Here is a 13,352-nt window from a genome sequence, read left to right on the forward strand (position 1 = left end):
GGCAGACGACGGTGTCACCGAGGGCTCAGCTTTCGCCGCCTGCGTTGCCGCTGGTGCCTGCGTTGACGTCGTGCAGGCGGTACTTCTCGATGGCCTGCGCGGCAAGTGAACGGTCGACCGTGCCCTCCTCGGCGAGCGACTGCAGCGTGCGCACCACGATCGACGGGCCGTCGATCTTGAAGAAGCGACGGGCGGCAGCGCGCGTGTCGGAGAAGCCGAAGCCGTCGGCACCCAGCGTGGCGAAGCGGTTCGGAACCCACGGACGGATCTGGTCCTGGACGGCGTGCATGAAGTCGCTCACCGCGACGACCGGACCCTCGACGCCCTGGAGCTTCTGGGTCAGGTACGCGGTGCGCGGCTCCTGCTCGGGGTGGAGGAAGTTGTGCTCGTCGGCGGCGAGGCCGTCGCGGCGCAGCTCGGTCCACGAGGTGACCGACCACACGTCGGCGACCACGCCCCAGTCGTTCTTGAGCAGCTCCTGCGCCTCCAGCGCCCACGGCAGGCCGACGCCCGACGCGAACAGCTGCGCGCGCGGGCCCTCGCCCGCGCCGACCGACACACGGTGGATGCCGCGGACGATGCCGTCCACGTCGACGTCCTCCGGCTCGGCGGGCTGCACCATCGGCTCGTTGTAGACCGTCAGGTAGTACATGACGTTGGGGTCTTCGTGCTCCCCGCCGTACATGCGCTCCAGACCGGCGCGCACGATGTGAGCGATCTCGTAGCCGTACGCCGGGTCGTAGGACACGGTGGCCGGGTTGGTGGCGGCCAGCAGGTGCGAGTGGCCGTCAGCGTGCTGGAGACCCTCACCCGTGAGGGTGGTGCGTCCGGCGGTCGCGCCGATGATGAAGCCACGCGCCATCTGGTCTCCGGCAGCCCACTGGGCGTCGCCCGTGCGCTGGAAACCGAACATCGAATAGAAGATGTAGATCGGGATCAGCGGCTCGCCGTGGGTGGCGTAGGAGGTGCCCGCCGCGGTGAACGCCGCCAGGGCGCCCGCCTCGTTGATGCCGACGTGGACGATCTGACCCTGAGGGCTCTCCTTGTAGGCGAGCAGCAGCTCCCGGTCGACCGACGTGTAGTGCTGGCCGTTCGGGTTGTAGATCTTCGCCGTCGGGAAGTACGCGTCCATACCGAACGTGCGCGCCTCGTCGGGGATGATCGGCACGATGCGGTGACCGAACTCCTTCGAGCGCAGCAGGTCCTTCAGCAGACGGACGAACGCCATGGTGGTGGCGACCTCCTGGGTGCCGGAGCCCTTCTTCGGCAGCGCGTAGGCGTTGTCCTCCGGCAGCGACAGTCCCACGTGGGTGGAACGGCGCTCCGGGAGGAAGCCGCCGAGCGCGCGACGGCGCTCCAGCATGTACTGGATCGTCTCGTCCTGCGGTCCCGGGTTGTAGTACGGCGGCAGGTACGGGTTCTCCTCGAGCTGCGCGTCGGTGATCGGGATGTGCATCGCGTCGCGGAACGTCTTGAGGTTGTCCAGCGTCATCTTCTTCATCTGGTGGGTCGCGTTGCGGCCCTCGAACTGCGGGCCGAGCCCGTAGCCCTTGACGGTCTTCGCGAGGATGACGGTCGGCTTGCCCTTGTGCTCGGTCGCCGCCTTGAACGCGGCATAGACCTTGCGGTAGTCGTGGCCACCGCGCTTGAGGTTCCAGATCTCGTCGTCGGAGTAGTCCTTGACGAGGGCGGCCGCGCGCTCATCGCGACCGAAGAAGTGCTCGCGGATGTAGGCCCCGGACTCCGCCTTGTAGGTCTGGTAGTCGCCGTCGGGCGTGACGTTCATGAGGTTGAGCAGTGCGCCGTCGGTGTCGCGGGCGAGCAGGTCGTCCCACTCGCGGCCCCAGATGACCTTGATGACGTTCCAGCCGGCGCCGCGGAAGAACGACTCCAGCTCCTGGACGATCTTGCCGTTGCCACGCACCGGGCCGTCGAGGCGCTGCAGGTTGCAGTTGACGACGAACGTGAGGTTGTCGAGGCCCTCGTTCGCCGCGACCTGCAGCTGGCCGCGGCTCTCGACCTCGTCCATCTCGCCGTCTCCGAGGAACGCCCAGACGTGCGACTGCGAGGTGTCCTTGATGCCGCGGTTCTCCAGGTACTTGTTCGACATCGCCTGGTAGATCGCGTTGATCGGGCCGAGGCCCATCGACACCGTCGGGAACTGCCAGTACTCGGGCATGAGCCGCGGGTGCGGGTAGGAGGGGATGCCGTTCGGGGCGTGCGACTTCTCCTGACGGAAACCGTCGAGCTGGTCCTCGGTCAGACGACCCTCGAGGAACGAGCGGGCATAGGTGCCGGGGGAGGCGTGGCCCTGGATGAAGATCTGGTCGGCGCCGCCGGGGTGGTCGGCACCCTTGAAGAAGTGGTTGAAGCCGACCTCGTAGAGAGCGGCCGAGGACGCGTACGTCGAGATGTGGCCGCCCACGCCGATCCCGGGGCGCTGAGCGCGGTGCACCGTGATGGCCGCGTTCCAGCGGATCCACGCACGGTAGCGGCGCTCGATCTCCTCGTCACCGGGGAACTCCGGCTCGTTCTCCGGGGCGATCGTGTTGATGTAGTCCGTGGTCGGGACCATCGGCACGTTCAGGTGCAGCTCCTTGGAGCGCTTGAGCAGGCTGAGCATGATCTCACGGCCGCGGCCGTGGCCCTTGGCATCCACCAGCTCATCGAGCGACTGCTGCCACTCGCCGGTCTCCTCCGGATCGCTGTCGAGGGGGCCCTGAGAGTACGGATCCTGGTCGTGGACGGTCACGGGGGAACCTTTCGTCAAGCTGGCAGGTCATGCCAAGGAAACGGGAAGCGACACGGGCAGCCTTGTCGGCCGTGCACAACGCGCGCCGACCTCAGCCTATCCCTCTTCCACGACACGGGTGCGCATCGGTCGCCGGATAGACTGAACGCACCAGGGCCTTTAGCTCAGCTGGTAGAGCGCCACGTTTACACCGTGGATGTCGTCGGTTCGATCCCGGCAGGGCCCACCGTCTCGAGGAGACCGGGGGAGCGATCATGGCGCGACGCATCGTCATCAGCGGGGCATCCGGACTGATCGGCTCCGCTCTGGCCGAATCCCTGCGACGCGACGGCGTGCAGGTAGAGACCCTGGTGCGGCGTCCGCCCCGCGAAGACGGCGAGCATCAGTGGATGCCGGGGGTCAGCTCGCTCAACCACGACGTGCTGGACGGCGCCGACGCGGTGGTGGCCCTCGGCGGCGCCAGCGTGGGGCGGCTGCCGTGGACCCCGAGCTACCGCCGCGAACTGGTGGAGTCGCGCCTGGACGCCACGCGTACCCTCACGACCGCGCTGCGGGCTCTCGGCACGGACGCGCCCGCCCTGGTGTCCGCGTCCGCCGTGGGGTACTACGGCACAGCGCCGGGCGAGATCCTCACCGAGGACTCCGCTCCGGGGAGCACATTCCTCGCGAACCTCTGTGTGCGATGGGAGGCAGAGGCGCGACGCGTCGAAGATCTCACCTCCGTGGCGCTGCTGCGGACGGCGCCGGTCATCCACCGACGGGGCGTGCTGCGCCCGCTGCTCCTGCTCACGCGCCTCGGCGTCGCCGGGCCGCTCGGCTCTGGCACCCAGACGTGGCCGTGGATCTCCCTCGACGACGAGGTGCGGGCGATCCGTCACGTCGTCGACCGGCGTCTGACGGGCCCCGTGAACCTGACCGGGCCGACGCCCGCCACCATGAACGACATCGGCCGGGCCCTCGCCGCGCGGATGCACCGCCCGTACTGGCTGCGCGCGCCGGGATGGGCACTGCGTGCGGCGCTCGGCGATGCGGCGGACTCGCTGCTGCTGCCCGACGCCGACGTACGTCCGGAGGCGCTGAACCGTTCGGCCTTCTCGTTCCGCCATGCCACCGCGGCGGATGCCGTGGCCGCAGCGGTCTGAATACCCGGCGCCGGCCCTCCCGCACGCCGCGTCCCGCTGCCAGGATGGCCGCATGGAGATCATCGAGAACTCGAAGCTCACGGTCGTCGGCGCGGGGAGCGTCGGCTCCAGCGTCGCCTACGCGGCCCTCATCCGCGGCTCGGCGCGACACGTCGCCCTGTACGACATCGCCACCGCGAAGGTCGAGGCGGAGGTGCTCGACCTCGCGCACGGCACGCAGTTCACCGGGTCGAGCGACATCATCGGTGGCAGCGACCTCTCGGTCGTCGAGGGCTCTCACGTCGTCGTCATCACGGCGGGGGCCAAGCAGAACCCGGGGCAGACGCGCACCGAGCTCGCGGGTGTCAACGCCGGGATCATCCGCCGCATGATGCCGGAGCTGCTCGCGGTGGCGCCGAACGCGGTGTACGTGATCGTGACGAACCCGTGCGACGTGCTCACCGTGATCGCGCAGCAGGAGACCGGCCTTCCGCCCGAGCGCGTGTTCGCCTCCGGCACCGTGCTCGACACGTCGCGCCTGCGCTGGAAGCTGGCCGAGCGCGCCGGAGTCTCGACAGCGAGCGTGCACGCGCACATCATCGGCGAGCACGGCGACACGGAGTTCCCGCTGTGGTCGCGTGCCACGATCGGCACGGTGCCGATCCTCGACTGGGAGACGCCGGGGCATCCACGGTTCACGCTGGAGGAGCTCGACGAGATCGCGGTGGACGTGCGCGACGCCGCCTACAAGGTGATCCAGGGCAAGGGCGCGACCAACTACGCCATCGGTCTGTCGAGTGCGCGCATCGTCGAGGCGATCCTGCGCGACGAGCACGCGGTCATGCCGGTGAGCACGGTGCTGCGCGACTTCCACGGCCTGGACGGCGTCGCTCTCTCGGTGCCGTCGATCGTGAGCGCCGCCGGGGCGAGCCCGATCCGGGCGACCTCGTTCTCGGAGCGCGAGCTGGAGTTGCTGCGGCAGTCGGCCGACGCGCTCACCGCGGTGGCTGCCTCGCTTCCGGCCTGACTCGTGGGGAGGGCCGGGATAGCGCGGCCCTCCCCACGCCGTCAGCGGCCGTGCGGGTCGGTGCGGTTGAGGGTGGCGACGACCTCGGCGTAGTCACCCCTCGCCTCGCCGTAGCGCAGGAACTTCACGCGCTCCACCTGGATCTCGGTCGCGGCGGGCTGCGTCTCGATCAGCGTCACGACCTCATCGATGAACGCGTCGAGGGGCATGGCGGACTCGTTCTCCTCGTGGCCGGGCATCAGCGAGGTGCGCACGGCCGGCGGTTCCAGTTCCACCACCGACACCGTCGTGCCCGCGAGCTGCAGTCGCAGCGACTCGCTCAGCATGTGGATCGCGGCTTTGCTGGCGTTGTACGTGGGGGTCACCCGCAGCGGCGCGAAGGCGAGGCCGGAGGACACCGTCATGATCGTCGCGGCGGGCTGTGCGCGCAGGTGTTCGATGAAGGCAGCGATCAGCCGGATCGGGCCGAGGATGTTCGTGGTCACGGTCTCCTCCGCGGTGGCGAGGAATCCGTCCGGTGTGGTCCAGTCCTCGGCGCGCATGATGCCCGCCATGGTCACGACGACGTTGAGGTCGGGATGCCGGTCGAGGACCGTGCGTGCGGCGTCCTGGACGCTGACGGCGTCTGCGGTGTCGATGCGCACGGTGTGGATGCCGGGGTGTTCGGCAGCGATCGCGTCGAGGCGGTCCTCGCGGCGGCCCCCGACGATGACCGTGTTGCCGCGGTCGTGCAGTCGCAGGGCGAGAGCGAGCCCGATGCCGCTGGTCGCCCCGGGGATGAAGATGGTGTTTCCGCTGATGTCCATGCATCGAGCCTTCCGCCGTCGTGCGGGCTGCTCCAGAGAGCGTGTGTCCAGGGATCGGGGATCCCTGGTTCGGCGGGCCGCACGGCGGGATACTGCAGAGATGGATCGTGACGCGCTGGCCGACTTCCTCCTGCGCCGACGGGAGACGCTGACACCGGCGGACGTCGGGCTGCCGGCGGGCACGCGGCGTCGGACCCCGGGGCTGCGGCGCGAGGAGGTCGCGCAGCTGGCGACGATGTCCACCGACTACTACACGCGCCTGGAGCAGCGTCGTGGGCCGCAGCCGAGCGTGCAGATCCTCACCTCGCTCGCCCGGGCGCTGCGCTTGAGCGAAGACGAGCGCGACTATCTGTTCCGGCTGAGCGGGCACAGCGCTCCCGACCGGGTGCGGTCGACCGAGTTCGTGCGACCGGGGATCCTCCGCGTGCTCGACCGGCTGCACGACACCCCGGCGTTCGTCGTGTCGGTGCTCGACGAGGTCCTGGTGCAAAACGACGCCTCGCGCGCGCTGATCGGTGACGCGAGCGGCCTGACCGGCATGGACCGCAGCGGCATCTACCGCTGGTTCGCTCACCCCGAGCTCGAGCGTCGGCGGTACCGGGAGGTCGATCACGCGCGGCAGTCTCGCGCGCTGGCAGGGGCTCTCCGTGCAGCCCATGCCGTTCCCGGAGCCCGGGCGCGTGCCACCGAGATGGTCGCCGCGCTGTCGGAGCGCAGCGAGGAGTTCGTGCGCCTGTGGGAGGCCCACGAGGTGAGCAGACGCTTCGAGCAGCACAAGGTGATGGTGCACCCGGAGCTCGGCGAGATCGAGGTGGACTGCCAGGCGCTGTTCACGGAGGACGAGTCGCAGGCGCTGATCGTGCTCACGGCGACGCCGGGGAGCGAGGCCGCGAGCAAGCTCGAGTTCCTTCGGGTGCTCGGTACTCAGACGGTGTGAGTGCCCGGTCAGGACTCCTCGTGCGTGGCGGGATCGGCGTCGAACAGCCGGCCGTCCGGGCGGCCGAGCGCGGTGATCGCCTCGACCTCCGCGGTGTCGAGCGTCACTGCCGCCGCGGCGAGGTTGGCGGCCTGGTGCTCCGGTGTCGACGCCTTCGGGATCGCCACGGTGCCCCGGGCGACGTGCCACGCGAGCACGGCCTGCGCCGGGGTGATGCCGTGGGCCGATGCGACGTCGCGGATCACCGGCTCGTCCAGCACGGCCTGCGCGCGGCCGATCGGGCTCCACGCCTCGGTGATGATGCCCTGCGCGCGGTGGTAGGCGAGCTGCTCCTCCTGGGGGAAGTACGGGTGCACCTCGATCTGGTTCACCACGGGTCGCGCGCCGGTCTCGTGCTCGATCCGCTTCAGGTGCGCCGGGAGGAAGTTCGACACGCCGATCTGGCGCACGACGCCGCGGCTCTGCGCGTCGACCAGGGCCGCCCACGCCTGCACGTATTCGTCCTGGCTGGGGTTGGGCCAGTGGATGAGGTGCAGGTCGGTCGCGTCGAGGCCGAGGCGGGAGCGGCTCTCCTCGATGCTCGACCGCGCCTTGACGCTCGCGTGGTGCCGTCCGGGGAGCTTGGTCGTGACGATGATCTCGGCACGGTCGACTCCGGCCGCGGTGACACCCCGGCCGACAGACCCTTCGTTCTCGTAGTTGAACGCCGTGTCCACCAGGCGGTACCCCGCGCCGATCGCGGCGGACACGGCATCGGCCCCGGCGTCGCCGTCCAGGCGGTAGGTACCGAGGCCGATCGCGGGCAGGGCGAAGCCGTTGTGGGCGGTGACGGTGGGAATGGTGGTCATCGGTGCTCCTTCGGTGGCGTGCCCTCAGCGTAGGGCGTGCGTCGGCGGGGCGGGCCGCTGTGTCGTCCGCGTGTGCGAGAGGCTGGCAGACATGACCAAGGACACCGCGCCCCCGAGCGCCCCGCTTCGCTGTCCCTGTGGCTCGGGCGACACCTTCGCCGCGTGCTGCGGCCCGCTCCTGGCTGGTGCGCCCGCTCCGACGGCGGAGCGGCTGATGCGCTCCCGCTACACGGCGTTCGTGCGGGAGGACGCCGCGCACCTGCTACGCACCTGGCACCCGTCGACGCGTCCGTCCTCGCTCGTGTTCGAACCGGGACTGGAGTGGCGCCGTCTGCTGATCGTCGACCGCGTCGCGGGCGGTCCGTTCGATCGCGAGGGCGTCGTGGAGTTCGAGGCGTTCTGGCGTCAAGACGGCGCGCGTGGTTCCCTGCGTGAGCGGAGCAGGTTCGTGCGGGGCGACGGCGGCTGGTCGTATCTCGACGGGCTCGTCGGCTGAGCGGTCGGACGGCGAGGTCGAGCGACTAGGTTTGAAAGCGTGAACGCCACCCCGGAGAACCAGCGCACCCTGCTCGACATCGCCGACCTCGACCGCCGGATCGCGCAGGCGGAGCGCGCGCGCACGCAGCCGAGTCAGGCGGCGCGGATCTCCGAGCTCGTCGCGATCCGTCAGGAGCAGCTTCGCGAGCTCACGGTGCTCACCGGCGCGCGGGACGACGCGCGCGCCGAGCTCGCCCGCCTGGAGTCCGATGTGACGCTGGCCGAGCAGCGCCGCGACCGCGACACGGCGCGCCTGGCCGCGGCGACCAACGCGAAGGAGGCTCAGGCGCTCGAGCACGAGCTGGCGAGCCTGGCCAAGCGCCTGAGCGACCTGGAGGATGCCGAGCTGGACGTCATGGGACGAGTCGAGGAGGCCGATGCGGCGGTCGCGGCGCAGCAGGCGCTGCTGGACACCACGACGGCGGAGGGCAGCTCTCTGACGGCGCAGGCGAAGGCCGACGTGGCAGCCGCCACCGAGCTCGGCGCCCAGCTGGCGCGCGACCGTGAGGCCGTCGCCGGCTCCATTCCTGCGCCGCTGCTCGCCGAATACGATCGTCGCGCGCAGAACAGTGCGGGTGCCGCGCTCCTCACGCGCGGCACGTGCGAGGGCTGCCGCATGATGCTGCCTGGCACCGACCTGAACGAGATCCGTCGCGCCCCGGACGACGCCGTGGTCTCGTGCCCCGAGTGCGGCTGCATCCTGGTGCGGACCGAGGAGTCGGGGCTCTCATGACCGCGCCCGGCGCGCACCGACCATGACGGTGCCGGCGTCGGGAGGCGAGCGCCGCATCGCCCTGATCTCCCGCGCGGCGGGGGAGTACGCGGCGGTCGAGCTGGACGAGCACGACCGGGAGTCGGAGCGCACACTCGTGCCCACCGCGGAGCTCGCCGCCTGGGTCGCTCGGGTCGAGGCCGAGCAGGAGCCGCCCCGGTGGATCCTGCGCTCGGCGCCCGAGACGTATGCGCCGCTGCTGAGCGAGGGTGTTCGCATCGGTCGCAGTCACGACCTCGTGCTCTGTCACGCGATCCTGCGTGACACGGCGACAGTGAGCTCACCGCTGCCGCCGTCCGCCGCATGGGAGCCGCGTGAGCCGGCCGACACGACCCCCTCCCTGTTCGACGTGTTCGAGGAGGAGCCGGGCGAGGACGCGGTGGAGGCGGCGCTGGAGCAGTACCGCGCGCAGCGCCGCGTGATCGCTGCGGCGACGGACGGCCGGCTCACGCTGCTGTGTGCCGCGGAGTCGGCGGGAGGGCTCATCGCGGAGGAGATGCGCGCGGCCGGACTGCCGTGGGACACCGCGGTGCACGAGGCGATCCTGACCGAGACCCTCGGCACGCGGCCGGTGGCGGGGGGACTCCCGAGTCGCATGGTGGAGCGTGCGGACGAGGTGCGGGCCCTGCTCGGCGATGCGACGCTCCACCTGGACAGCCAGCCGAAGCTCCTGCGGGCGCTGCGTCGCGTCGGCGTGCAGGTCGAGTCCACGAGCAAGTGGGAGCTGTCGACGCACGACCATCCCGTCGTCGAGCCGCTGCTGGCGTACAAGAAGCTGTCCCGGCTGCTGAGCGCGAACGGGTGGGCGTGGCTCGCGGAGTGGGTGCACGATGGCCGTTTCCGGCCGGTGTACATCCCGGGCGGTGTGGTCACGGGACGCTGGGCCTCGGCGGGTGGCGGAGCGCTGCAGCTGCCCCGGAACCTGCGACCGGCCGTGCGCGCCGATCCCGGCTGGACGCTGGTGGTGGCCGACGTCGCACAGCTCGAGCCGCGAATGCTCGCCGCGATGGCGGCGGACGAGGCGATGGCGGAGGCTGCACGGGGCGGAGATCTCTACGCGGGTGTGGTGGCATCGGGCGCCGTCGGCACGAGGGAGGAGGCCAAGTACGCCGTGCTCGGCGCCATGTACGGCGCGACCAGCGGCGACAGCGGTCGGCTGGTGCCACGTCTTCGGCGCGTGTACCCGCGTGCCATGGCCCTGGTGGACGAGGCGGCGCGCGCGGGGGAGGACGGCGGCATCGTGTCGACGTGGCTCGGGCGCTCGTCGCCGCGGCCCTCGGCGGAGTGGATGCGTTTGCAGGCGGACGCGACCGCGGCGGAGGCCGACCCGGCCGTGATCGCGCTCGCGCGTCGGAGGGCGCGCGACTGGGGCCGCTTCACGCGCAACTTCGTGGTGCAGGGGACGGCCGCCGAGTGGTCGCTCATCTGGCTCGCGGAGATCCGACACCGCTTGCAGCAGCTCCCGCCCGTGTTCGGCGCCGCGGAGGCATCCGGGCCGTTCGCCCGGGAACCGCACCTGGCGTTCTTCCTGCACGACGAGATCATCGTGCACACGCCGCGCGAGCACGCGGAGGAGGCGGCCGCAGCGGTGAGGGAGGCGGCGGCGGTCGCGACGGCCCGGCTGTTCGGCACGTTCCCGATCGAGGTGCCGCTCGACCTGCGCATCGCGGACTCCGCCGAGAAGTGAGCGCCGTAGACTGGAGGGGCGAATGGGTCGACTGGACGGTCGCGTGGCGGGAAACCGCACCGAGGAACGTCCGGGCTCCACAGGGCAGGGCGGTGGGTAACACCCACCCGGAGTGATCCGCGAGAAAGTGCCACAGAGAGCAGACCGCCCGTGATCCTCGGATCGCGGGTAAGGGTGAAAGGGTGGTGTAAGAGACCACCGGGGGCCGTGGTGACACGGCCCGCCAGGTAAACCTCGCCCGGAGCAAGGTCAGACAGAGGATGATGACGCGGCTCGCCGAGTCCTCGGGTAGACCGCTGGAGCGCCACGGCAACGTGTCGCCGAGAGAGATGGCCGTCGAAGGGGCGAAGAACCCCGGAACAGAACCCGGCGTACAGGTCGGCCCATTCGCCCCACGAGAAAGGCCCCGCAGCCGAGCTGCGGGGCCTTCGTCGTATCGCGCGACGTGTCAGTCGCCGGCGAGCGACGCGGCGCCGATGATGCCGGAGTTGTTGCGGTGGATCGCCGGAACGATCGGCGTCTTGAGGTCGAGCAGCGGGAGGAAGTCGCCGGCGTTCTTGGAGACGCCACCACCCACGACGAACAGGTCGGGGCTGAAGATGAACTCGATGTGCGAGTAGAACGCCTGGAGGCGCTCCGCCCACTCGGCCCAGCTCAGCCCTTCGCGCTCGCGCGCCGAGGTGGCCGCCCACGTCTCCACGGACTCGAAGCCGCGGAAGTTGAGATGTCCGAGCTCGGTGTTCGGCAGCAGCACGCCGTCGTACAGGAACGCCGAGCCGATGCCGGTGCCGAGGGTGGTGAGGAGCGTGAACCCGAGCACGTCACGAGCGGCGCCGTGGCGAGCCTCGGCGACACCCGCCGCGTCGGCGTCGTTCACGAACACGATGTTGCGGCCGAGGCCGTCGCGGAAGAACCGCTCGGCGTCGAAGTCGATCCATTCCTTCGACACGTTTGCGGCGGACAGCGTCTTCCCCCGCTTGACGATGGCGGGGAAAGCCACGCCGAGAGGGAGCGTCGACTCGTGGACGTCGAGGGTCTTGAGCACCGTCTGTACGGCGACGAGCACATCTTCGGGCGAAGCGCCCGCCGGCGTGGGCACGCGCACCCGATCCGAGGCCATGGTGCCGTGTTCGAGGTCGACGATTCCCGCTTTGATGCCCGTGCCGCCGATGTCGACGCCGATCGCTTTTGCCATGGCCGATAGCTTAGCGACCGCTGTGCACGCCAGTAGGATCGATGACATCACCCGAACGACTCGCGGGAAGAAGGGGCAGCCATGACCGACGGCGATCACAAGTACTGGTACAACTCCGCCACGGGCGAGGTCGAGTTCGGCATGCTGTCGCCCTCGATCGACCGTGTCGGTCCCTTCGACACGGAGGCCGAGGCGCGTCGTGCCCCCGAGGTGCTGCAGGAGCGGTCGCGTGCCTGGGCCGAGGAGGAGGCCGCCGAGCAGGGCTGGGATGCGAAGCCCGCTACCGGTTTCGGTTCCGAGGCGAAGGGCCAGGGCGCAGAGTAGCCATGGACAAGCAGAGGGACTTCGTTCTTCGCACGATCGAGGAGCGCGGCGTCAAGTTCGTGCGGCTGTGGTTCACCGACGTGATCGGCACGCTGAAGTCGGTGGCCATCGCGCCGGCCGAGGTGGAGGGCGCGTTCGCCGAGGGCATCGGCTTCGACGGCTCGGCCATCGAGGGCCTCACCCGGACGTACGAGTCCGATCTGCTGGCGCAGCCCGACCCCACCACGTTCCAGACGCTGCCGTGGCGCGGGGAGATCGACCCCACCGCCCGCATGTTCTGCGACCTGACGACGCCCGACGGCCAGCCGGCGGTGGCCGACCCGCGTCATGTGCTCAAGCGCGCGCTCGCGAAGGCCGCCGATGCGGGGTTCACCTTCTACACGCACCCGGAGATCGAGTTCTATCTGCTCAAGTCCTCGTCGTTCGGTCCCGAGGGGCCGGTGCCGGTCGACTCCGCCGGCTACTTCGACAACGTGCCGGGCGGCACGGCCCACGACTTCCGCCGTCGCTCGGTGCGCATGTTGGAAGACCTCGGCATCTCCGTGGAGTTCAGCCACCACGAGGGCGGCCCCGGCCAGAACGAGATCGATCTGCGCTACGCCGACGCCTTGACCACGGCCGACAACGTCATGACGTTCCGCACCGTGATCAAAGAGGTCGCGATCGAGCAGGGCGTGTACGCCACCTTCATGCCGAAGCCGCTCAGCGGTCAGCCCGGCAGCGGCATGCACACGCACATGTCGCTGTTCGAGGGCGACCAGAACGCCTTCTACGAGGAGGGCGCGAAGTATCAGCTGTCGAAGACGGGACGACACTTCATCGCGGGTCTGCTGCGGCACGCGAACGAGATCTCCGCCGTGACGAACCAGTTCGTCAACTCGTACAAGCGCCTGTGGGGCGGTGACGAGGCCCCGAGCTTCATCACGTGGGGTCACAACAACCGCTCGGCTCTGGTCCGCGTGCCGATGTACAAGCCGAACAAGGGGCAGTCCTCGCGCGTGGAGTACCGTGCGCTCGACTCCGCGGCCAACCCGTACCTGGCGTATGCGCTCATGCTCGCGGCGGGTCTGAAGGGCATCGAGGAGGGCTACGAGCTTCCGCCCGAGGCCGAGGACAACGTGTGGGCGCTGAGCGACGCCGAGCGTCGGGCGCTGGGCTACTCCGCACTTCCGGCGAGCCTCGACCATGCGCTGGAGTACATGGAGGAGTCGGAACTCGTCGCCGAGACGCTGGGCGAGCAGGTGTTCAACTATGTGCTGCTCAACAAGCGCAAGGAGTGGGAGGCGTACCGGGGTCAGGTCACGCCGCTCGAGCTGAAGAACAACCTCGAGCTGCTCTGAGGCGCG

At 70.1% G+C, this 13,352-nt stretch carries 12 protein-coding genes, 1 tRNA gene and 1 other RNA gene; 10 read left to right on the forward strand and 4 right to left on the reverse strand.

The window, feature by feature from the left end; all coding sequences use genetic code 11:
• Positions 1-25 precede the first annotated feature (25 nt).
• Positions 26-2,752 (reverse strand): pyruvate dehydrogenase (acetyl-transferring), homodimeric type, encoded by a 2,727-nt coding sequence (gene aceE / locus KE274_RS11690; RefSeq protein ID WP_211543953.1) that lies wholly within the window; start codon positions 2,750-2,752, stop codon positions 26-28.
• A 153-nt stretch (positions 2,753-2,905) separates the two neighbouring features.
• Between aceE and KE274_RS11695 the strand changes: the two genes are divergently transcribed.
• The 3 genes from KE274_RS11695 (at position 2,906) to KE274_RS11705 (ending at position 4,900) form a co-directional block, all read left to right on the forward strand.
• Positions 2,906-2,978 (forward strand) — tRNA-Val (locus tag KE274_RS11695).
• A 28-nt stretch (positions 2,979-3,006) separates the two neighbouring features.
• Positions 3,007-3,894, forward strand: a complete 888-nt coding sequence (locus tag KE274_RS11700; protein ID WP_211543955.1) for a TIGR01777 family oxidoreductase — start codon at positions 3,007-3,009, stop codon at positions 3,892-3,894.
• 52 nt (positions 3,895-3,946) lie between these two features.
• On the forward strand, positions 3,947-4,900 hold the full coding sequence (locus tag KE274_RS11705; RefSeq protein WP_211543957.1) for an L-lactate dehydrogenase: 954 nt from the start codon (positions 3,947-3,949) through the stop codon (positions 4,898-4,900).
• A 41-nt stretch (positions 4,901-4,941) separates the two neighbouring features.
• Here KE274_RS11705 and KE274_RS11710 read toward each other — a convergent pair whose 3' ends face one another.
• Positions 4,942-5,706 carry an SDR family oxidoreductase gene (locus KE274_RS11710; RefSeq protein WP_211543959.1) on the reverse strand — a complete coding sequence of 255 codons (765 nt, stop codon included), beginning with the start codon at positions 5,704-5,706 and terminating at the stop codon, positions 4,942-4,944.
• A gap of 100 nt (positions 5,707-5,806) precedes the next feature.
• Between KE274_RS11710 and KE274_RS11715 the strand changes: the two genes are divergently transcribed.
• Complete coding sequence (locus KE274_RS11715) at positions 5,807-6,643, forward strand: helix-turn-helix transcriptional regulator (RefSeq protein ID WP_211543961.1); 837 nt, start codon at positions 5,807-5,809, stop codon at positions 6,641-6,643.
• 8 nt (positions 6,644-6,651) lie between these two features.
• Here the strand turns inward: KE274_RS11715 and KE274_RS11720 are convergent, their stop codons facing one another.
• Positions 6,652-7,491, reverse strand: a complete 840-nt coding sequence (locus tag KE274_RS11720; RefSeq protein ID WP_211543963.1) for an aldo/keto reductase — start codon at positions 7,489-7,491, stop codon at positions 6,652-6,654.
• Positions 7,492-7,582: 91 nt separating this feature from the next.
• Between KE274_RS11720 and KE274_RS11725 the strand changes: the two genes are divergently transcribed.
• The 4 genes from KE274_RS11725 to rnpB all read left to right on the forward strand — a co-directional run bounded on the left by KE274_RS11725 (position 7,583) and on the right by rnpB (position 10,877).
• On the forward strand, positions 7,583-7,987 hold the full coding sequence (locus tag KE274_RS11725) for a YchJ family protein (protein WP_211543966.1): 405 nt from the start codon (positions 7,583-7,585) through the stop codon (positions 7,985-7,987).
• Positions 7,988-8,026: 39 nt separating this feature from the next.
• Positions 8,027-8,761 (forward strand): zinc ribbon domain-containing protein, encoded by a 735-nt coding sequence (locus tag KE274_RS11730; RefSeq protein WP_211543968.1) that lies wholly within the window; start codon positions 8,027-8,029, stop codon positions 8,759-8,761.
• Positions 8,762-8,783: 22 nt separating this feature from the next.
• Positions 8,784-10,487 carry a bifunctional 3'-5' exonuclease/DNA polymerase gene (locus KE274_RS11735; RefSeq protein ID WP_211543970.1) on the forward strand — a complete coding sequence of 568 codons (1,704 nt, stop codon included), beginning with the start codon at positions 8,784-8,786 and terminating at the stop codon, positions 10,485-10,487.
• A gap of 23 nt (positions 10,488-10,510) precedes the next feature.
• Positions 10,511-10,877: RNase P RNA component class A (gene rnpB, locus KE274_RS11740), an RNA gene on the forward strand.
• Between the two features lie 58 nt (positions 10,878-10,935).
• Here rnpB and ppgK read toward each other — a convergent pair.
• Entirely contained in the window at positions 10,936-11,682 is a 747-nt protein-coding gene (ppgK, locus tag KE274_RS11745; protein ID WP_211543972.1) for a polyphosphate--glucose phosphotransferase, read from the reverse strand.
• Positions 11,683-11,763: 81 nt separating this feature from the next.
• Between ppgK and KE274_RS11750 the strand changes: the two genes are divergently transcribed.
• Together KE274_RS11750 and glnA are read left to right on the forward strand one after the other, a co-directional pair.
• Positions 11,764-12,006, forward strand: coding sequence for an SPOR domain-containing protein (locus KE274_RS11750; RefSeq protein WP_211543974.1), 243 nt, complete (start codon positions 11,764-11,766; stop codon positions 12,004-12,006).
• A 2-nt stretch (positions 12,007-12,008) separates the two neighbouring features.
• Complete coding sequence (gene glnA / locus KE274_RS11755) at positions 12,009-13,346, forward strand: type I glutamate--ammonia ligase (RefSeq protein ID WP_136030252.1); 1,338 nt, start codon at positions 12,009-12,011, stop codon at positions 13,344-13,346.
• The last annotated feature ends 6 nt before the right edge of the window (positions 13,347-13,352 follow it).

Source organism: Microbacterium paraoxydans, from assembly GCF_018224615.1.
In the GTDB taxonomy this organism is placed as follows: Bacteria; Actinomycetota; Actinomycetes; order Actinomycetales; family Microbacteriaceae; genus Microbacterium; species Microbacterium paraoxydans_B.

What these genes read in the sequence shown, in the direction of transcription:
- KE274_RS11750 (WP_211543974.1), top strand. Translation starts at nt 11,764, where the DNA reads ATGACCGACGGCGATCACAAGTACTGGTACAACTCCGCCACGGGCGAG.
- KE274_RS11720 (WP_211543963.1), bottom strand. Translation starts at nt 7,491, where the DNA reads ATGACCACCATTCCCACCGTCACCGCCCACAACGGCTTCGCCCTGCCC.
- glnA (WP_136030252.1), top strand. Translation starts at nt 12,009, where the DNA reads ATGGACAAGCAGAGGGACTTCGTTCTTCGCACGATCGAGGAGCGCGGC.
- KE274_RS11735 (WP_211543970.1), top strand. Translation starts at nt 8,784, where the DNA reads ATGACGGTGCCGGCGTCGGGAGGCGAGCGCCGCATCGCCCTGATCTCC.
- ppgK (WP_211543972.1), bottom strand. Translation starts at nt 11,682, where the DNA reads ATGGCAAAAGCGATCGGCGTCGACATCGGCGGCACGGGCATCAAAGCG.
- KE274_RS11725 (WP_211543966.1), top strand. Translation starts at nt 7,583, where the DNA reads ATGACCAAGGACACCGCGCCCCCGAGCGCCCCGCTTCGCTGTCCCTGT.
- KE274_RS11705 (WP_211543957.1), top strand. Translation starts at nt 3,947, where the DNA reads ATGGAGATCATCGAGAACTCGAAGCTCACGGTCGTCGGCGCGGGGAGC.
- KE274_RS11700 (WP_211543955.1), top strand. Translation starts at nt 3,007, where the DNA reads ATGGCGCGACGCATCGTCATCAGCGGGGCATCCGGACTGATCGGCTCC.
- KE274_RS11715 (WP_211543961.1), top strand. Translation starts at nt 5,807, where the DNA reads ATGGATCGTGACGCGCTGGCCGACTTCCTCCTGCGCCGACGGGAGACG.
- KE274_RS11710 (WP_211543959.1), bottom strand. Translation starts at nt 5,706, where the DNA reads ATGGACATCAGCGGAAACACCATCTTCATCCCCGGGGCGACCAGCGGC.